The sequence below is a fragment of the Spirillospora sp. NPDC048823 genome, from assembly GCF_043198445.1.
Taxonomy (GTDB): domain Bacteria; phylum Actinomycetota; class Actinomycetes; order Streptosporangiales; family Streptosporangiaceae; genus Spirillospora.
Window position 1 is genome coordinate 329063 of sequence record NZ_JBICUT010000005.1, and the last position, 17541, is coordinate 346603.

Genomic DNA, 17541 nt, shown 5'->3' on the forward strand with positions numbered 1-17541 from the left:
TCACTCCGCGCCGAGCGGCTCGGTCTGGCGCTCCTCGTCGCGCTGGTGCGCGAACTGGGTGCGGTACAGCTCGGCGTACAGGCCGCCCTGGAGCAGCAGTTCCTCGTGCCGCCCGCGCTCGGCGACCCGGCCGTCGTCGATCACCAGGATCAGGTCGGCCTCCCGGATCGTCGACAGCCGGTGCGCGATCACCAGGGACGTCCGCCCGGCCAGCGCCGTGCGCAGCGCCCGCTGCACGGCCGCCTCGGACTCGGAGTCCAGGTGCGCGGTCGCCTCGTCCAGCACCACCACGGACGGCGCCTTCAGCAGCAGCCGGGCGATCGCGAGACGCTGCTTCTCCCCGCCCGACAGGCGGTAGCCGCGGTCGCCGACGACGGTGTCGAGCCCCTCGGGCATCTCGGCGACGAGGTCGCCGATGCGCGCGGCCTCCAGCGCCGCGTGGATCTCCTCGTCGGAGGCGTCCGGGCGGGCGTAGCGCAGGTTCTCGCGGATCGAGTCGTGGAACAGGTGCGCGTCCTGGCTGACCACGCCGATCTCGGCGCGCAGCGAATCGAGCGTGACGTCGCGGACGTCGGCGCCGCCGATCCGCACCGCGCCCTCGCTGACGTCGTACAGCCGCGACACCAGGTGCGTGATCGTCGACTTGCCCGCACCGGACGGCCCGACGAGCGCGACGAGCCGGCCGGGCTCGGCGGTGAAGTCGATGTCGTGCAGGACCTCGCGCCCGGGGGCGGTGTCGGTGCGCGCGATCGACTCCAGCGAGGCCAGCGACACCTCTTCCGCCGACGGATAGGCGAACCGGACGTGGTCGAACTCGACCGACGGCGCGCCCCGGCTCCCCGACTCCCCGGTCGCCTTGGTCGCCTTGGTCAAGCTGGTGGCCTTGGTCAAGTCGGCGGCCTCGGGCTCCTTGGTCAGGCGAGTGCCGTTCCCGTCGGACCCGCGTGCCTCGCCGAGGGTGCGGGCGCCGTCACGGTCGCGGATCAGCGGCTTGAGGTCGAGCACCTCGAACACGCGGTCGAAGCTGACCAGCGCGGTCATGACGTCCACATGGACGTTGGACAGGGCGGTGAGCGGCCCGTACATCCGGGTCAGCAGGGTCGCGAGCGCGACCAGCGTCCCGAGTTCCAGGGCGCCGTTCACGGCGAGCGCGCCGCCGACGCCGTAGACCATGGCCGTGGCCAGGGCCGCGACGAGCGTCAGCGCGGTGAAGAAGACCCGGCCGTACATGGCCGCGATGATGCCGATGTCGCGGACCCGCGCGGCGCGCCCGGAGAAGTTCTCCTCCTCCTCGGCGGGCCGCCCGTACAGCTTGGCCAGCATCGCGCCCGCGACGTTGAACCGCTCGGTCATCAGCGAGCCCATCTCGGCGTCCAGCACCATCTGCTCGCGGCTGACGCGCTGGAGGCGCTTGCCGACCCACTTGGCCGGCAGGATGAAGATCGGGAGCAGCAGCAGCGCGATCAGCGTGACCTGCCACGACAGGATCAGCATGGTGGCCACCACCAGGATCAGGCTGATCACGTTGGAGACCACCGACGACAGCGTGGTGGTGAGGGCGCGCTGCGCGCCGATGACGTCGTTGTTGAGGCGGCTGACGAGCGAGCCGGTCTGCGCCCGCATGAAGAACGCGACGGGCTGCCGCTGGACGTGCGCGAAGACCTGGCTGCGCAGGTCGTAGATGAGGCCCTCGCCGACGCGTGCCGAGTACCAGCGCTGGACCAGGCCGAGGACGGCCTCCACCAGCGCGAGCCCGGCGACGGCGACGGCGAGCCAGACGACCAGGCTCTGCCGCCCCGGCACGATGCCGCGGTCGATGATCGCCTTCAGCAGCAGCGGGTTCGCGACGACGATCAGCGCGGACAGGGAGTTCAGGGCGAGGAACAGCCCCAGTTCCCGGACGTAGGGACGGGCGTACCCCGCGATCCGCCCGACCGTGCCGGGCTTGAGCTTCTGCTGGGTGACGCTGCTGTCCTTGCGGAACGAGGCCATCACCTGCCAGCCGTTGCCCGGCATTCCCGGCATTCCCACAAACGCCTCCGAGGTTCGCCGCGCGGCCCGCGGGAGCCGCGGCCGCGCATGGAACGTAATCAAGTAAGCATCTCAGTATCCGGCCGGGACAACGCGCACCGGGCGGCCCCCCTTCCCGCGTCCGCTCCTGGCGTAACCAGAGCTCGCCCGTTGACCGGTGGTGGGTGGGGGCCGGAGGACGGTGGACTTCGCATCACTCGCGGAGTAAAAGTGATCAACCCCCTATGTCAGGCTCACACCCCCCAGGAGCCCCGATGACACGACGCCTCCCGCGAGGCGGCGCCGGCGTGGCCGCCCTCACCGCCGCGCTGCTCGCCCTCACCGCGCTCCCCGCCGGGGCGGCCGGCCCCACCGGGTCCTCGCCGCCCGGCGCCGCCCCGAAGCTCACCGTGAAGGACGGCGAGACGCAGCCGGTCTTCTCCCGCGCCGACGCCGTCACCCAGACCGTCGACATCGAGACGACGGCCGACAGCGACAGGGACGGCGTCCGGGACCGCGTGCAGATGCGGATCATGCGTCCGAAGGAGACCGACACCGCCGGCCTCAAGGTCCCGACGATCCTGGAGCCGAGCCCGTACTGGGCCGGCGGCAACGACGTCGTCAACCACCCCGTCGACATCGGCGACGCGCGGGCCGGGGCCTTCGCCGCCCCCCGGCGTGACCTCGCGGCCCTGTTCCCCGGGTACTACGACAACTACTTCCTGCCGCGCGGATACGCCGTCGCCGACCTGGACAGCATCGGGACGGGCGGCTCCACCGGCTGCCCGACGTCCGGGGACCGCAGCGAGCAGGCCGGCGCCAAGGCGGCGGTCGACTGGCTGAACGGCCGCGCCCGCGGCTGGGCACCGGACGGGACGCCCGTCACGGCGGACTGGTCGACCGGCGACGTCGGCATGATCGGGCAGTCCTACAACGGGACGCTGCCGAACATGGCCGCCGCGACCGGCGTGACGGGGCTGAAGGCCATCGTCCCGATCGCTGCCATCTCCAGCTGGTACGACTACTACCGCGCGAACGGCGGTGTGCTCGCCCCCGGCGGCTTCCAGGGCGAGGACCTGGACGTCCTGGCCAAGTACGTGCTGACCCGGGAGAACCCCGAGGTCTGCGCGGAGATCATCGACGAGATCGAGGCGGCACAGGACCGCGTGACCGGCGACTACGGCGACGTCTGGGCCGCCCGCGACTACGTCGGCCAGGCGAAGAACGTGCGGGCCGCGGTCATGGTCGTGCACGGCCTGAACGACTGGAACGTGAAGACGAAGAACTCCGTCCAGTGGTGGAACGCCCTGAAGAAGACCGGTGTCCCCCTCAAGCTGTGGCTGCACCAGGGCAGCCACGCGACACCGTTCCGCTGGCGTGTCGAGGAGTGGCTGCGCCAGACGCATCGCTGGTTCGACCGCTACCTGCACGGCATCCGCAACGGCATCGAGCACGAGCCCCGCGTCGACGTCCAGCACGCGGACGGGACGTGGGAGACGGCGCGGGACTGGCCCGTCCCGGGAACCCGCACCGTGCCGCTCGCCCTGAACGCCGGCCCGTCCGGGCAGCCCGGGAGGCTGGCCCTGCGGCCCCGCCGCGGCGCGACGCAGTCGTTCGCCGACGAGGGCAGGACCCGCACCGCCGAGCAGCTGCTCGCCCACGAGGACCGGGCCGACCCGGGACGCCTGGCGTTCCTGACGCCGCCGCTGTCCGCGCCCGTCCGGGTGAACGGCACACCCGGGATCACTCTCCGCGCGTCCCTCGACGGGCGCTCGCCGTACCTGACGGCGCTGCTGGTCGACTACGGCACCGGAACCCGCCCCACGGGCCGCCGCGCCGACACCGGTGAGCGGGTCTGCTACGGCCAGGGCGTGCCGGGCGACGACGGCTGCACCACCCGCCAGGCCCTGGAGACCGAGACGGCCCCCTACAAGATCATCACGCGGGGCTGGCTGGACGCGCGGAACCGCCATGATCCGGGCCGCACGGAGCCGATCAGGCCCGGCCGGACCTACACCTTCAGGTGGGACCTCCAGCCGGCCGACTACACGGTGGAGCCCGGCCACCGGCTCGGCGTGATCGTGCTGTCCACCGACTACGACTACACGCTGCGTTACCCGGCCGGGACCGAGGTCACCGTGGAGCCGGGCGTCAGCCGGATTCTGCTGCCGCTCGCCGGAGGCGGCCACAGGGCCCTGAGATAGCCGGACGCGGCGGGCCGCCCCATGGGACGCCCGTGGGGCGGGCCCGCCGCCACCCGGTGATCAGCGCGTGAACAGCTCGCGCAGCCGGCCGATCTGCTCGTGCCGCTCGGCGGCGCACTGCTCTTCGAGGGTGTTCTCGGCGGCCTGCCACAGCAGCCGCTTGGTGGCGACGGCCGCGCCCGGGTTCACCGCCAGCAGCGCGGTGACCAGGTCGCGGACGGCGTCGTCCAGGCCGTCGCGGGGGACGACCACCTCGGCGAGACCGAGCCGTGACGCCTCCTCGGCGAGCACGGTGCGGGTGGTGAGGCACAGCTCCAGCGCCCGCCCGATGCCCACGATCTCGACGAGCGGCTTGGTGCCGGTCAGGTCGGGGACGAGCCCGAGCGCGGGCTCCTTCATGCAGAACTTGGTGTCGTCGGCGATCACGCGGATGTCGCACGCCAGCGCGAGTTGGAAGCCGCCGCCGATCGCGTGGCCGTGCACCGCCGCGACGGTGACGATCTCGGGGCGCCGCAGCCAGGTGTAGCCCTCCTGCAGCTCCGCGATGAACCGGTCGGTGGCATCGGCGTCGGAGCCGTCGGTGAATCCGTCGCCCTCGCCGGAGAACATGCCGAGGTCGATGCCCGCCGAGAAGCTCGGGCCCTCGCCCCGCAGGACGACGACGCGGACATCGGCGGGCAGGGAGCGGCCGATCGCGGCGAGACCGCGCCACGTCGCGAACGTCATCGCGTTGCGCCGCTCGGGCCGGTTCAGCGTGACGGTCGCGACGGCGCCGTCCACGTCGAACCGCAGCCCGCCCTCATCAAGCACGGACTGGTCGAGCACCGGCTGATCGGGCACCGCCCGATCGAGTACCGCCGGGTCCGTGACCGTTACCGGCCGTCCGTCCGTATTCGCGTCCGCCATTGGCCTCCCTTTCGATGAGCACCACGGGCCCGCCCCGCCGTCCACGGGGCGGGACCCGGCGCCTGTCCGCCGCCGCGACCGAACCTTACTCGGCCGGTCGCGGCGCCGGTTCAGGCGGTGCGCTCATCCGGGGGCCGGTGTCCGTTCAGGACTTCTTGCCCCGGGTCGCGCCGCCGCGACCGCGCAGGTTGACGCCGGACTCGGTCAGAATCCGGTGGATGAAACCGTACGAGCGGCCGGTGGCGGCTGCCAGGGCGCGGATGCTCTCGCCGGAGTCGTACCTCTTTTTCAGGTCCGCCGCCAGCTTGTCGCGCTCGGCACCGGTCACGCGGGTGCCCTTCTTAAGGGTCTCGGCCACGAGTACCTCCCGTAGTGATGTGGTGACCGCTGCGTTATCCCCCGCCATGATCAGTCATTCCCGCCGGTTCGGCTACCCACTCGGCCAGAAAAGATCTGCGGAAGTCACCCCGCAGGTCACGCGAGCGCCACCAGATCGGCAAACTCGTCACTCCAGATGTCTTCCACACCATCCGGGAGCAAAATCACTCTTTCCGGTGCGAGCGCGTCGACGGCCCCCTCGTCGTGGGTCACCAGGACGATCGCCCCGGCGAACGTCCGCAGCGCCCCGAGGATCTCCGCGCGGCTGGCGGGATCGAGGTTGTTGGTGGGCTCGTCGAGCAGCAGGACGTTCGCGCTGGACACCACCAGCATCGCCAGCGCCAGCCGGGTCTTCTCGCCGCCGGACAGGACGCCCGCGGGCTTGTCGACGTCGTCGCCGGAGAACAGGAACGAGCCGAGGATCTTGCGGACCTCGACGGGCGCCATGCCGGGCGCGGCCGACTGCATGTTCTCCAGGACGGACCGTTCGACGTCCAGGGTCTCGTGCTCCTGGGCGTAGTAGCCGACCCGCAGGCCGTGACCGGCCACCACCGACCCGGTGTCGGGCTCGTCGACCCCCGCCAGCAGCCGCAGCAGCGTCGTCTTGCCCGCGCCGTTCAGGCCCAGGATGACGACGCGGCTGCCCCGGTCGACGGCCAGGTCCACGTCGGTGAAAATCTCCAAAGATCCGTACGATTTCGACAAACCCTCCGCGGTGAGGGGGGTTTTGCCGCACGGTGCCGGTTCCGGGAAGCGGATCTTGGCGACCTTGTCGGCCCGCCGCTCGCCCTCGACGCCCGCCAGCAGGCTCCTGGCGCGCCGGTCCATCTGCTGGGCCGCCTTGGCCTTGGTGGCCTTGGCGCGCATCTTGTCGGCCTGCGACAGCAGCGCGGACGCCTGCCGCTGCGCGTTGGCCGTCTCGCGCTTGCGGCGCCGCTCGTCGGTCTCGCGCTGCTCCAGGTACTTCTTCCAGCCGACGTTGTAGATGTCGACCACGCTGCGGTTGGCGTCCAGGTGGAACACCCGGTTGACCACGGCGTCCAGCAGCTCCACATCGTGGCTGATCACGACGAGGCCGCCCTGGTGGGACTTCAGGAAGTCGCGGAGCCAGACGATGGAGTCGGCGTCCAGGTGGTTGGTCGGCTCGTCCAGCAGCAGCGAGTCGGCGCCGGAGAACAGGATGCGCGCCAGTTCCACGCGGCGCCGCTGACCGCCCGACAGCGTCCCGAGGGGCTGGGTCATCACCCGGTCCGGCAGGCCGAGGCTGGAGGCGATCGAGGCGGCCTCGGCCTCGGCGGAGTAGCCGCCGAGCACGTGCAGCCGCTCCTCCAGCCGGCCGTACCGGCGGACGGCCTTGTCGCGGTCGGCGCCCGACGCGGTCGCCATCGCGTCCTCGGCGGCGCGCAGCCTGCGGATGACCTCGTCCAGCCCGCGGGCGGACAGGATCCGGTCGCGGGCCAGCTCCGCGAGGTCGACGTCACGGGGGTCCTGCGGCAGGTAGCCGATGGTGCCGGAGGACGTCACGGCGCCCTGCGCGGGCAGCGCCTCCCCGGCCAGCACCTTGGTGAGGGTGGTCTTGCCGGCGCCGTTGCGGCCGACGAAACCCACCCGGTCGCCGGGGTTGACCCGGAACGTGGCGGTCTCGATCAGCAGCCGGGGTCCGGCGCGCAGCTCGATGTCTTTCGCGATGATCACAGTGACAGGCTCCCCTGACGGACGGCTCGGAGGACAGGCACGAAGAAGCGCGCCTCTCGGTCACCGTGGGACCGGGGCGCGCTGGGCGCACTGTCAATTCGGGAGCGGAACCATGCGTCCAGTGTACGGGATGGGCGGCGAGCCCCGCCCCGCCGCCGGTCCCGCGCCGGTCCATGCGGATCCGAAGTGTGAACCCCGGGCCCGTGGCCAGGATGGAGGTGACGGGCGTGCGGCGGAACGACACGAAGGAGTGTGGGCGGGATGACCCAGGTCACGAGCAACGCGCCGGAGGGGACGCCGAACTGGCTCGACATCGGCGTCCCCGACATCGACCGCGCCAGGACGTTCTACGGGACGCTCCTCGGCTGGGAGTTCCAGGACGCGGGCCCGGAGGCGGGGCACTACAACCAGTGCCTCCTGCGCGGCGAGTCCGTCGCCGGGATGATGCTGAACCCGGAGGACCAGCCGGACGTGTACTGGTGGGCCGTCTACTTCGCCGCCGACGACTGCGACGGCGTCGTCAAGCGCGCCACGGACGCGGGCGCGGAGGTCGTCGTCCCGGCCATGGACGTGATGGACCTCGGCCGCATGGCGGTCCTCAGGGACCCGCAGGGCGGGCAGTTCGGCCTGTGGGAGGGCCGCGCGCACCCCGGTTCCCGGATCGTGAACGAGCCGGGGTCGTTCGTCTGGAACGAGCTCGTCACCCCCGACTCGGGACCCGCCTGCGAGTTCTACAAGGCGTTGTTCGGGTACGAACTGGAGCCGATGCCGGGCGACATGGACTACTTCATCCTGCGCCGCCCCGACGGCCGCTACGTCGGCGGCATCCAGGGCGGGTCCGGAATCGCCCTCGGCGGCGGCGGCCCTCGGGTCCCGTCCTGGACGACGACCTTCGCGGTCGACGACGCCGACGCGGCGGTCCGGACGGTCCGGGACGCCGGCGGCACGGTCGACGCCGAGCCGGTGGACAGCCCGTACGGCCGGTACGCCGCCGTCCGCGACCCGTTCGGAGTCCCGTTCAACGTGGGCAGGCCCGCACCCGAACCCGAGGCGTGACCGGCCGCCCGGTCACGCCTCGCTCAGCCCTGGCGTTCGGCGGCGAGCCGCTGGGTGATCGTCTGCTGGAGCCGCTGGAGCCCGGATGTGCCGACCAGGCCGATCTGGCCTTCGAGGTCGCGCAGCAGGACGTCCTCGCGCATCACGACCTCGGACGACTGCATCAGCACGGTGCCCGCACCGGTGAAGTCGAACTGGTGCTCCTCGCCGGACGAGCCGCCGATGCCGAGGACCATCCGGGCGGCGCCGAACGCGCCGCGCATGTAGGAGTGGTCGTAGTGGTGGCACGGGGACGGGCAGTCGGCCCAGCCGAGCAGCGCCTGCGGGTCGATCCTGATCGGCGGCTCGACGAAGTGGACGGGGCCGTTGGAGGCGGCCACGAACCGTCCCGTGCCGATCAGCGTCAGGAACCCCGGGATGATCGACTGCTTGAGATCGAGGCCCGGCTCGAACGCCAGGAGGTTCCCGGCCCGGACGGTCAGGTTGCCGTCGTCGAGGTCGAAGGAGTTGACATCGAACCCGCGGTCGGCGAGGACGAGCTTGCCCTGGCCCTGCGCGACGATCCAGTCCTGCGCGTAGAGCGGGGAGTTGAAGGAGCGCGCGACGAGGGCGTCCAGCGGCCCCGCCGACAGCGCCTCGAACTTGACCTGCCCGTAGTAGGCGATCATCTTGCCCTTCTGCGCGAACCACTGCCCGTTGAGGTCGACGCTGAAGGCGTAGGGGTTGACGTTGTCGTTGGACGGGAGCGTCCCGGCGTTCCAGGTCTGCGTGCCGAACATGCTCACGGGTCAGATCTTCCTCTCGCTGGCCTGGACGTAGACGACGCCGGTGCCGCTCAGCTGGAGCTGGAAGCCCTCGCCGGAGCCCCGCCCCATCATCTCGCGCAGGCCGACCGCCGTGGTGAGCTTGTTCTCCACCTGGCCGCGGTGCGCGACGTACGCCTGCGGGTCGACGTGGACGGGTCGCTGCGGGCTGATCGGCAGCTCCATCACGCCGCCGTGCGACAGCAGCGCGCACGAGCCGTGCCCCATGAGCGTCGTGGTGAACAGGCCCTGCCCGGTGACCGCGCCGCGGACCATGCCGCGCACGCCGCCCTGCTCGCCCATGAACATGGTGCCGACCTGCAGGGACGCGTCGTGCACGAGCAGCCGGTCGGCCTCGGCGTAGAGCGTCTCGGCGCCGTTCAGGTCGACGACGGTGACCTCCAGCCCGCCGTGGCCGAACAGGACGCTGCCCTGCCCGGTGACGTGCATCATCGCGGAGCGCTCGCCCGCGACGGCGCGTCCGATGGTGCCGCCGATGCCCTGCCCGGCGGTGGTGGACGGGGCGAACGAGACCGGCCCGGTGTAGCCGAGCATCGCGCCGCGCTTGCTGTAGACCTCCTGGCCCGGCCCGATCGGCACCTGGAGCATCTTCGAATTGATCGACTGGTAGCCCGGCATCAGATCTCCAGAATTCCGCCGCGTTCGGAGGGCTGGACGTACACCAGCCCGTGCCCCGAGTACCGGAACTGCACGCTCTCCCCCGATCCCTGGCCGATCACCGTGCGCCAGTTGACGTCGGTGACCACGTCCTGCTGGAGCCGGCCGTGATGGCAGACGTAGGCGTGGGGGTCGACGCACAGCGGCGACTGGGGCGACACCTCCAGCGCGATCGCCGGCCCCTCCGACAGGACGGCGACCGTCCCGTGGCCTTCCACCTTGGTCGTGGCGAGGCCCTGGCCCGTCCCCATGCCCCGCAGCCCGACGAAATGGACGCCGGTCTGCAGATTCCCGTCGAGGGCGAGGAGGCTTTCCGACTCCACGAACAATGTGTCGCCGGTGAGCTGGACGAGCGTGACCTCCGTCGCCTCGTTCGCCAGGTAGACCGTCCCCTGCCCGGTGATCTCCATGAGGGTCATGCCCTCACCGGCGATCTTGCGCTTGAGGGCGCCGCGAAGCCCCTCGCCGCCCGTCATGCCCTGCCGCTTGAACGCCATCTGGCCCTCGTAGGCGACCATGGACCCGTTCAGCGCCCTGATGGTCTCGCCGCCGAGGTCGACGGCGAGCATCTTCGAGCCGTTCATCCGAAATTGCGCCACGGAGCGAGAAGATACAGGCCCCGGCGCGTTGACGGCTCGCCTTCACCCCGGATCGGGAAGGATGAGGACCATGTGGATCGCTCCCGAACGCCGCAGCCTCGGCCGGTGGGCCGTACCCGGGCTCGTCCTGAGCGCCGGTGTGGTGGTCGGGGCCGTGCTCGCCGCCGACGGGCGGTCGGGGACGGCCCTGGTCGCGCTCGCCGCGCTGGCCGGCTACGCGGCGTACCTGGCGTACCGGCGCAACGAACCGGCGCTGCCGGTCAGCGAGGGCTTCGGGTCCGGCACCCGGGCCCGCGCGCACCTGCGGGCCGCCGCGATGACGGGCGACGTGCTGACCGTCGCGGTGGTCGGCGCGCTGATCGTCCAGTCGCTGCGCGGCGCCGACATCACCGCCTACGTGTGGCTCGCCGCGGTCGCGGGGGTGACCTACTTCCTGTCGGCCCTCGCCGGCGGCCGCGGCCTCTGACCCGCGCGAACTGTGGGTTAACTTCTTCCTACAAGTCCGTTTTCAGGGCGTGGCGGGCGGCATGATGCGGCTGTGTCAGCCGTCGAAGTCCCAGACGCCCTTCTCCCGGCCCGGGCGGTGTTCCGGCCCGTCGTCGACCTCGGCACCGGCACCGTCGTCGCCGTCGAGGCGCACGCGGCGCCGCCGGGCCCGGCCGGCCCGATGCGGTTCGATCCGGCCGCGGAGGACGTGCGCCGCGCCGTGGAGGCGGCCCGCGCCGCCGCCGGTCTCGGGACCCCGCTGCCGCTGCAGATCGGCCTGCGCGCCGAGACGCTCTCTGGCGGCGACGACCTCCTCGCCGAGCTGCACCACGGCCTCGGCGACACCGGCCGGCGCCCGCAGGAGGTCATCATCTGCGTGGCGGGCGGCTTCCCGCCCGCGATGCGCCCGCCCGTCACCGCCGCGCTGGCCCGGTTGCGGGGGGCCGGCTACCTCGTCGCGCTGGCCGGTCTCGGCGCCGCCCACGCACCGCTGGACCTTCTCGCGGACGGTGCGTCCTACCTGCTGAAACTCGACCCGGACCTGGCGCGCAGGTCGGTCGCCGAGCCGCGCCGGGCGGCGCTCGTGCGGAGCCTGGTCGAGCTGGCGCACCGCCTGGAGACGCACGTCCTGGCCCCGCAGATGGCGACGCGGGAGCAGGTGCTGCACATGCGCGACGCCGGTGTGCGCCTCGTCCAGGGTCCCGCGCTGGCACCGCCGGGATGGCTGCCGGGGGGCGCCGGTCACCATCCCGGTCGCGGCCCGCGAGGAGCCCGCGCGGGCGGACCTGGGGCTCGGGCCCCGGGTCTCGGAGTTCACGCTGCCCGCGGTGACCATGTCCCACACGGCGACCGCCGGCGAGGTGCTCGACGCGCTGAACACCGAGACCGGCATCACCAGCATCGTCTTGGTCGACGAACGGCAGCGCCCCCGGTGCGCCGTGGACCGGACGCGTTTCCTGCTGAGGCTGTCCGGCGCCTACGGGCACGCGCTGCACGCCCGCAGGCCTGCCGCGCGGCTGGCCGACCCGCCCCGCCCGGTGCCGCGGACCGTCCCGGCGGTCGCGGCGCTGCGGGCCGCCGGGAAGGAGGACGAGCGCGTCTACGACGACCTGGTCGTGGTGGACGAGGTGGGCCGCTGCCTGGGAATCGTCCGCGTCGCCGACCTGATCCGCGGCCTGTCGCGCTGAGATCGCGCCTGCCGCGTCAGACCGTCCCGGGTGATCCTTCGCCGGGAGCGGGCCCGGAAAGCCCGGAGGCGGCCGTCTCCTGCGCGAGGATGGCCGCCTGGACGCGGCTGGTCAGCCCGAGTTTCCCGAGTATGCGGCTGACGTGCGTCTTGGTGGTGGTCTCGGCCATGTTCAGGCGTGCCGCGATCTGCCCGTTCGACAGGCCCGCACCGAGGCACGCGAACACCTCCCGCTCCCGCGGCGTCAGCTCCGACAGGCCCGGCGCGGGCGGCCGGGCCGCGGGCCCGGACGCGAACGCGCCGATCAGCCGCCGGGTGACCTTCGGCGCGATGATCCCCTCCCCGGCCGCGACGGTCCGCACCGCCTCCACCAGCCGGTCGGCGTCGACGTCCTTGAGCAGGAACCCGGCGGCGCCCGCCCGCAGCGCCCCGAACACGTACTCGTCCATGTCGAACGTCGTCAGCACCAGCACGTCGGTGAAGCCCGCGATCTCCCGGGTCGCGGCGATGCCGTCCAGGCGGGGCATGCGGACGTCCATCAGCACCACGTCCGGGCGCAGCTCACGGGCCAGCTCCACCGCCGCCGCGCCGTCGGCGGCCTCGCCGACCACCCGGAGGTCCGGGGCCGCGCCGAGGATCAGCACCAGTCCGGCCCGCACCGCCGCCTGGTCGTCGGCGACCAGCACCTCGATCATGACGCCTCCGCGACCTGGTGGCCGACCGGCAGCTCGGCGTGCACGCGCCACCGGCCGCCCTCCGGCCCCGCGTCGAACTCCCCGGCCAGCATCGCGGTGCGCTCGCGCATCCCGACCAGCCCGCTGCCCGTGCCCGGCAGCCGCGACCCGTCCTGCCCGAGCGGGCTCAGCACGTCGATCACCACGCACCGCCGCGTGTACTCGACCCGGACCTCGGCGCGCCCCGGCCCGGCGTGCTTCAGCGCGTTCGTCAGCGACTCCTGGACGATCCGGTACGCGGCCAGCTCGACCGCGGCGGGCAGTTCGGGCGGCTCCCCGGCGATCTCCAGGCCCGCCGACAGGTCCGGCCGCGCGGTGCGCCGGACGAGCGGCTCCAGCTCCGACAACCGCGGCCGGGCCGCCGGATCCGCGGAGTCCCCGTCCCGCAGCAGCCCGATCATCCGGCGCATCTCGGCGAGACCCCGCACGCTGTTCTCACGGATGACCTCCATGGCCCGCTCGATACCGTCTCGGTCGAGGTCGCGGACCTTCAGCACGGCCGAGGAGTGCAGGGCCACGGCGCTCAGATGGTTGGCGACCACGTCGTGCAGCTCGCGGGCCATCCGGGCGCGCTCGGCGTTGACCGCGGCGAGCCGGTCCATCTCGGCCAGCCGCGCCACCTGCTCGGCGCGCTGCCGCTCCGCCTCCGCCCGGAACCGGTGCTCCCGGACGGCCATCGCGGTCAGCACCGGCGCCACCCAGACCAGCCCGGCGACCGCTCCCCCGACGACGCCGGCGGGGAACTCGCGCAACGCGATCATCGTGCCGGCCGCCACCGCCAGCGACGCCAGGACGGTCGTCGCGAGCAGCCACTCGGCCGTCCGCCGCCGCCCGTACACGCTCGCCGCGTACAGAGCGTCGCCGTAGATCATCGCCGTGGCGATGCTCGGCCCGAGGAGCACGTCGGTGAAGTTGAACGGCGTCGCCAGGGCCAGCCCGGCGAGCGGCGCGGTCCGCCTCAGCAGCATCGTCGAGCACAGCCCGAGCAGCGGGACGAGCCGCACCCGGGCCGGGGGATCCCACTCCGGGGACCACGCCGAGTACCCGTGTACCGCGAGCATCAGCAGGCCCCCGGCGAGCGCCGCCGCGGCGATCAGCGCGTCCTGGCGGGTGGTGAGACGTCGGACATTGTGCACGCCTACATCTCAGCATCCCCGCGGCCGAGCCTCGTCCATCCACGCGAGGAGGCCCGCGTACATCCTTCGGACGACACGCGAAACCTCACCCTGGACGACGACCGGCCGTTCGAAGGCTCGCACGATGGAACCAGGCGAGAAGGGATTCCACGTGCTCATCGCGATCATCGTCGGCTGTGAGATCGGCTTCTGGGGCGTGCTCGCGGCCGGCCTCCTCGCCCGCTACCCGCTGCGGATGCGGCGGACCGGCGCGGCGCTCCTGCTCTGCGTCCCGCTGGTCGATCTCGTCCTGCTGGCCGCGACGGTGATCGACCTGCGCGGCGGCGCGACCGCCGGCGCGGGCCACGGCCTGGCCGCCGCGTACCTCGGCTACTCGATCGCGTTCGGCCACAGCATGGTCCGCTGGGCCGACGAGCGCTTCGCGCACCGCTTCGCCGGCGGCCCGCCGCCCCGCGGAAGGCCGAAGTACGGCCGGGCACGCACCCGCTACGAATGGCGCGAGTTCGGCAAGGCCGCCATCGCCACCGCCATCGCCTGCGGCCTCCTCGCCGCGATGATCGTCCTCGTCGGCGACGCCGGCCGGACGGAGGCCCTGCGGGGCTGGCTCGGCCGCCTCGGGCTGGTCCTGGCGATCTGGTCGCTGTGGCCGGTCACCCACACCCTCTGGCCGGCCCGGCCCAAGCCGCCGGACTGAACCCGCCCGGCCGGAGCACGGCATGCGAAGAGGCCGCACCCCGGGGCGGGGTACGGCCTCTGCACGTGGCGCGGATCGGCCGTGCGCGGCGCGGGTCAGATGTTGAAGCCGAGGGCGCGCAGCTGGTCGCGGCCGTCGTCGGTGATCTTGTCGGGACCCCACGGCGGCAGCCAGACCCAGTTGATCTTGACGTCCTTGACCAGGCCCTCCAGCGCGCTGTGCGTCTGGTCCTCGATCACGTCGGTGAGAGGGCAGGCGGCGCTGGTGAGCGTCATGTCCAGGGTGGCGACCTCGTCGGCGAGGCTGACGCCGTACACCAGGCCGAGATCGACGACGTTGATGCCGAGCTCGGGGTCGACGACGTCCTTGAGCGCCTCGAGGATCTCTTCGTCGGGGACGGTGCCGGTGGCGGGCGTATCGGTCATGTTGCCTCTCCGAGTGCGCGGGCGGTCGCGTCCTTCCACGCCATCCAGGCGAGCAGGGCGCATTTGATCCTGGCGGGGTACTTCGACACCCCGGCGAAGGCGATGGCGTCCTCCAGGAGGTCCTCGTCGAGCTCGACGTCCCGGCCGCGCGACTGCATCAGCGCCAGGAACTCCTCCCCGACCGCCATCGCCTCCTTGACGGACTTTCCGATGATCAGATCGGCCATCACCGAGGTGCTGGCCTGGCTGATCGAACAGCCCATGGAGTCGTAGGAGACGTCGGCGACCGTCGCGTCCTGACCGTCGCCGTCCAGGTGGACGCGCAGCGTCACCTCGTCACCGCAGGTCGGGTTGACGTGGTGGGCCTCCCCCTCGAACGGCTCCCGCAGCCCCTTGTGATGCGGGTTGCGGTAATGGTCCAGGATGACCTCCTGGTACATCGCCTCCAGCTGCATGTCGTCCTTTCCAAGCCTTTCTCGCTACAACCGGGCCCAGGGCCGGCGTGTTCCGCTAGGTGGTGCCGAAGAACTTCTGGGCCTGCCGCACCCCGTCGGTGAGGGCGTCCACGTCGGCGAGGGTGTTGTAGACGTAGAACGTCGCGCGTGTGGTCGCCGGGATGCCGAAGCGGCGGCAGATCGGCCACGCGCAGTGGTGGCCGACACGGACCTCCACGCCGAGGTCGTCGAGGACCTGCCCGACGTCGTGCGGGTGGATGTCCTCGACGGTGAACGACACGGCGCCGCCGCGGGCCTCGGTGGTGCCGGGGCCGATGATCCGGACGCCGGGGACCTCGGTGAGCCGCTCCAGCGAGTAGGCGATCAGGGCCTCCTCGTGGGCGTGCACCCTGTCCATGCCGAGTTCGGCGAGGTACTCGCAGGCCGCGCCGAGCCCGATCGCCTGCGCGGTCATCGGCACACCGGCCTCGAACCGCTGCGGCGGCGGCATGAAGGTGGAGTCCTCCATGTGGACGAGCTCGATCATGGAGCCGCCGGTGATGAAAGGCGGCATGGCCTCCAGCAGCTCGCTCCGGCCCCACAGCACGCCGATGCCGGTCGGGCCGAGCATCTTGTGGCCGGAGAACGCCAGGAAGTCGGCACCCAGCGCGGACACGTCCACCGGCTGGTGCGGAACGGACTGCGCCGCGTCCAGCAGGACGAGCGCGCCGACGGCGTGGGCCCGCTCCACGACCCGCTCGATCGGCGGGACGGTGCCGAGCACGTTCGACTGGTGCGTCAGCGCGACGATCTTCGTGCGCTCGCCGACGAGGTCGTCCAGGTTCTCCAGGTCGAGGCGGCCCTCGTCGGTGATGCCGAACCAGCGCAGCGTCGCGCCCGTCCGCCGGCAGAGCTGCTGCCACGGGACGAGGTTGGCGTGGTGCTCCATCTCCGACACCACGACCTCGTCGCCGGGGCCGACCGCGAACCGCTCCGCGTCCGGGCCCGCGGTGGCGGCGTTGCTCATCGCGTACGCGACCAGGTTGATGGCCTCGGTGGCGTTCTTGGTGAACACGATCTCACCGGGCGTCGCCCCGATGAACCGGGCGATCGACGCGCGGGCGTTCTCGTAGGCCTCCGTCGCCTCCTCGGCCAGCAGGTGCGCGCCCCGGTGCGGCGCCGCGTTGTGCCGCTCGTAGAACTCCCGCTCCGCGTCCAGCACCCGGACGGGCTTCTGCGACGTCGCGCCCGAGTCGAGGTACACCAGAGGGCGCCCGCCGCGCACCGTGCGCTGCAGCAGCGGGAAGTCCTTCTTCAGCTCCTCCGGCAGCAGCCTCATAGGGAAGCGCCCGCCCCTCGCACCGGCTCCGCGTACTTCTCGTAGCCCTCGTCCTCAAGCTCGTCGGCCAGCTCGGGCCCGCCCTGGGCGACGACGCGGCCGGCGGAGAAGACGTGCACGAAGTCGGGCTTCACGTACCGCAGGACGCGGGTGTAGTGCGTGATGAGCAGGACGCCGGTGTCGCCGGAGGAGAAGCGGTTCACGCCCTCCGCGACGACCTTGAGGGCGTCGACGTCGAGGCCGGAGTCGGTCTCGTCCAGGACGGCGACCTTCGGCCTCAGCATCTCCAGCTGCAGGATCTCGTGCCGCTTCTTCTCACCGCCGGAGAAGCCCTCGTTGAGGCTGCGCTGTGCGAACGCGGGGTCGATGGACAGCGCGTCCATCGCCTGCTTCATCTCCTTGGAGAACTCGCGGAGCTTCGGCGCCTCGCCGCGGACGGCGGTGACGGCCGAGCGCAGGAAGTTCGACACCGACACGCCCGGCACCTCGACCGGGTACTGCATCGCGAGGAACAGCCCGGCGCGGGCCCGCTCGTCGACCGACATGGCGAGGACGTCCTCGCCGTCGAGCGTGACGGTCCCGGACGTCACCTGGTACTTGGGGTGCCCGGCGACCGCGTACGCCAGGGTGGACTTGCCGGAGCCGTTCGGCCCCATGATCGCGTGGGTCTCGCCGGCCTTCACGGTCAGGTCGACCCCGCGCAGGATCTCCTTCGCCCCGTCGGAGCCGTCGCCGACGGAGACGTGGAGGTCGCGGATCTCTAGCGTGGCCATAATGC

18 protein-coding genes and 1 pseudogene are annotated in these 17541 nt (G+C 72.3%); 6 read left to right on the forward strand and 13 right to left on the reverse strand.

Annotated features, from left to right (window positions below; genetic code table 11):
• A complete protein-coding gene (locus ACGFK0_RS14975; protein WP_392905130.1) occupies window positions 1-2025 on the reverse strand; it encodes an ABC transporter ATP-binding protein in 2025 nt (674 codons plus the stop codon).
• Window positions 2026-2285: 260 nt separating this feature from the next.
• Between ACGFK0_RS14975 and ACGFK0_RS14980 the strand changes: the two genes are divergently transcribed.
• A complete protein-coding gene (locus ACGFK0_RS14980) occupies window positions 2286-4214 on the forward strand; it encodes a Xaa-Pro dipeptidyl-peptidase (protein ID WP_392904848.1) in 1929 nt (642 codons plus the stop codon).
• Window positions 4215-4274: 60 nt separating this feature from the next.
• Here ACGFK0_RS14980 and ACGFK0_RS14985 read toward each other — a convergent pair whose 3' ends face one another.
• The 3 genes from ACGFK0_RS14985 to ACGFK0_RS14995 form a co-directional block, all read right to left on the reverse strand.
• Complete coding sequence (locus ACGFK0_RS14985) at window positions 4275-5054, reverse strand: enoyl-CoA hydratase/isomerase family protein (RefSeq protein WP_392904851.1); 780 nt, start codon at window positions 5052-5054, stop codon at window positions 4275-4277.
• 211 nt (window positions 5055-5265) lie between these two features.
• Window positions 5266-5478, reverse strand: coding sequence for a helix-turn-helix domain-containing protein (locus ACGFK0_RS14990; RefSeq protein ID WP_021596738.1), 213 nt, complete (start codon window positions 5476-5478; stop codon window positions 5266-5268).
• Between the two features lie 116 nt (window positions 5479-5594).
• The gene (locus ACGFK0_RS14995) at window positions 5595-7193 is read right to left on the reverse strand and encodes an ABC-F family ATP-binding cassette domain-containing protein (RefSeq protein WP_392904853.1); all 1599 of its coding nucleotides are present in this window, start codon (window positions 7191-7193) and stop codon (window positions 5595-5597) included.
• A gap of 261 nt (window positions 7194-7454) precedes the next feature.
• Here ACGFK0_RS14995 and ACGFK0_RS15000 point away from each other — a divergent pair, with 261 nt between their 5' ends.
• Complete coding sequence (locus tag ACGFK0_RS15000; RefSeq protein ID WP_392904856.1) at window positions 7455-8249, forward strand: VOC family protein; 795 nt, start codon at window positions 7455-7457, stop codon at window positions 8247-8249.
• A 23-nt stretch (window positions 8250-8272) separates the two neighbouring features.
• On the opposite strand, the gene ACGFK0_RS15005 is transcribed toward ACGFK0_RS15000, so the two are convergent.
• The 3 genes from ACGFK0_RS15005 to ACGFK0_RS15015 are packed head-to-tail and all read right to left on the reverse strand — an operon-like array spanning window position 8273 to window position 10329.
• Window positions 8273-9028, reverse strand: a complete 756-nt coding sequence (locus ACGFK0_RS15005; protein WP_392905134.1) for an AIM24 family protein — start codon at window positions 9026-9028, stop codon at window positions 8273-8275.
• A gap of 9 nt (window positions 9029-9037) precedes the next feature.
• A complete protein-coding gene (locus ACGFK0_RS15010) occupies window positions 9038-9691 on the reverse strand; it encodes an AIM24 family protein (RefSeq protein WP_392904859.1) in 654 nt (217 codons plus the stop codon).
• Window positions 9691-10329, reverse strand: coding sequence for an AIM24 family protein (locus ACGFK0_RS15015; RefSeq protein WP_392904862.1), 639 nt, complete (start codon window positions 10327-10329; stop codon window positions 9691-9693). Before ACGFK0_RS15015 ends, ACGFK0_RS15010 begins: the two co-directional genes overlap by 1 nt.
• A 70-nt stretch (window positions 10330-10399) precedes the next feature.
• Between ACGFK0_RS15015 and ACGFK0_RS15020 the strand changes: the two genes are divergently transcribed.
• From ACGFK0_RS15020 to ACGFK0_RS15030, 3 genes and pseudogenes are all read left to right on the forward strand, one after another.
• Window positions 10400-10795: an ABC transporter permease gene (locus tag ACGFK0_RS15020; protein ID WP_358457924.1), complete on the forward strand. Its 396-nt coding sequence runs from the start codon at window positions 10400-10402 to the stop codon at window positions 10793-10795.
• A 117-nt stretch (window positions 10796-10912) separates the two neighbouring features.
• Window positions 10913-11473 (forward strand): annotated as a pseudogene (locus ACGFK0_RS15025) (EAL domain-containing protein); the annotation flags it as partial.
• Window positions 11474-11642: 169 nt separating this feature from the next.
• Window positions 11643-12002 (forward strand): CBS domain-containing protein, encoded by a 360-nt coding sequence (locus tag ACGFK0_RS15030; RefSeq protein WP_392904865.1) that lies wholly within the window; start codon window positions 11643-11645, stop codon window positions 12000-12002.
• 16 nt (window positions 12003-12018) lie between these two features.
• Here ACGFK0_RS15030 and ACGFK0_RS15035 read toward each other — a convergent pair whose 3' ends face one another.
• Window positions 12019-12696 carry a response regulator gene (locus ACGFK0_RS15035; protein WP_392904867.1) on the reverse strand — a complete coding sequence of 226 codons (678 nt, stop codon included), beginning with the start codon at window positions 12694-12696 and terminating at the stop codon, window positions 12019-12021.
• Window positions 12693-13871 (reverse strand): sensor histidine kinase, encoded by a 1179-nt coding sequence (locus ACGFK0_RS15040; protein WP_392904869.1) that lies wholly within the window; start codon window positions 13869-13871, stop codon window positions 12693-12695. The genes ACGFK0_RS15035 and ACGFK0_RS15040 overlap by 4 nt, the downstream gene beginning before the upstream one ends.
• 124 nt (window positions 13872-13995) lie before the next feature.
• Here ACGFK0_RS15040 and ACGFK0_RS15045 point away from each other — a divergent pair, with 124 nt between their 5' ends.
• Entirely contained in the window at window positions 13996-14565 is a 570-nt protein-coding gene (locus ACGFK0_RS15045; RefSeq protein ID WP_392904872.1) for a hypothetical protein, read from the forward strand.
• A gap of 95 nt (window positions 14566-14660) precedes the next feature.
• On the opposite strand, the gene ACGFK0_RS15050 is transcribed toward ACGFK0_RS15045, so the two are convergent.
• Genes ACGFK0_RS15050 through sufC form a run of 4 tightly spaced genes read right to left on the reverse strand, consistent with a single transcriptional unit; the run spans window position 14661 to window position 17536 of the window.
• The gene (locus tag ACGFK0_RS15050) at window positions 14661-14990 is read right to left on the reverse strand and encodes a metal-sulfur cluster assembly factor (protein ID WP_358457933.1); all 330 of its coding nucleotides are present in this window, start codon (window positions 14988-14990) and stop codon (window positions 14661-14663) included.
• Complete coding sequence (gene sufU, locus ACGFK0_RS15055) at window positions 14987-15445, reverse strand: Fe-S cluster assembly sulfur transfer protein SufU (RefSeq protein ID WP_392904875.1); 459 nt, start codon at window positions 15443-15445, stop codon at window positions 14987-14989. Before sufU ends, ACGFK0_RS15050 begins: the two co-directional genes overlap by 4 nt.
• Window positions 15446-15500: 55 nt before the next feature.
• Complete coding sequence (locus tag ACGFK0_RS15060; protein WP_392904877.1) at window positions 15501-16763, reverse strand: cysteine desulfurase; 1263 nt, start codon at window positions 16761-16763, stop codon at window positions 15501-15503.
• Complete coding sequence (gene sufC / locus ACGFK0_RS15065) at window positions 16760-17536, reverse strand: Fe-S cluster assembly ATPase SufC (protein ID WP_392904879.1); 777 nt, start codon at window positions 17534-17536, stop codon at window positions 16760-16762. The genes ACGFK0_RS15060 and sufC overlap by 4 nt, the downstream gene beginning before the upstream one ends.
• Window positions 17537-17541 lie beyond the last annotated feature (5 nt).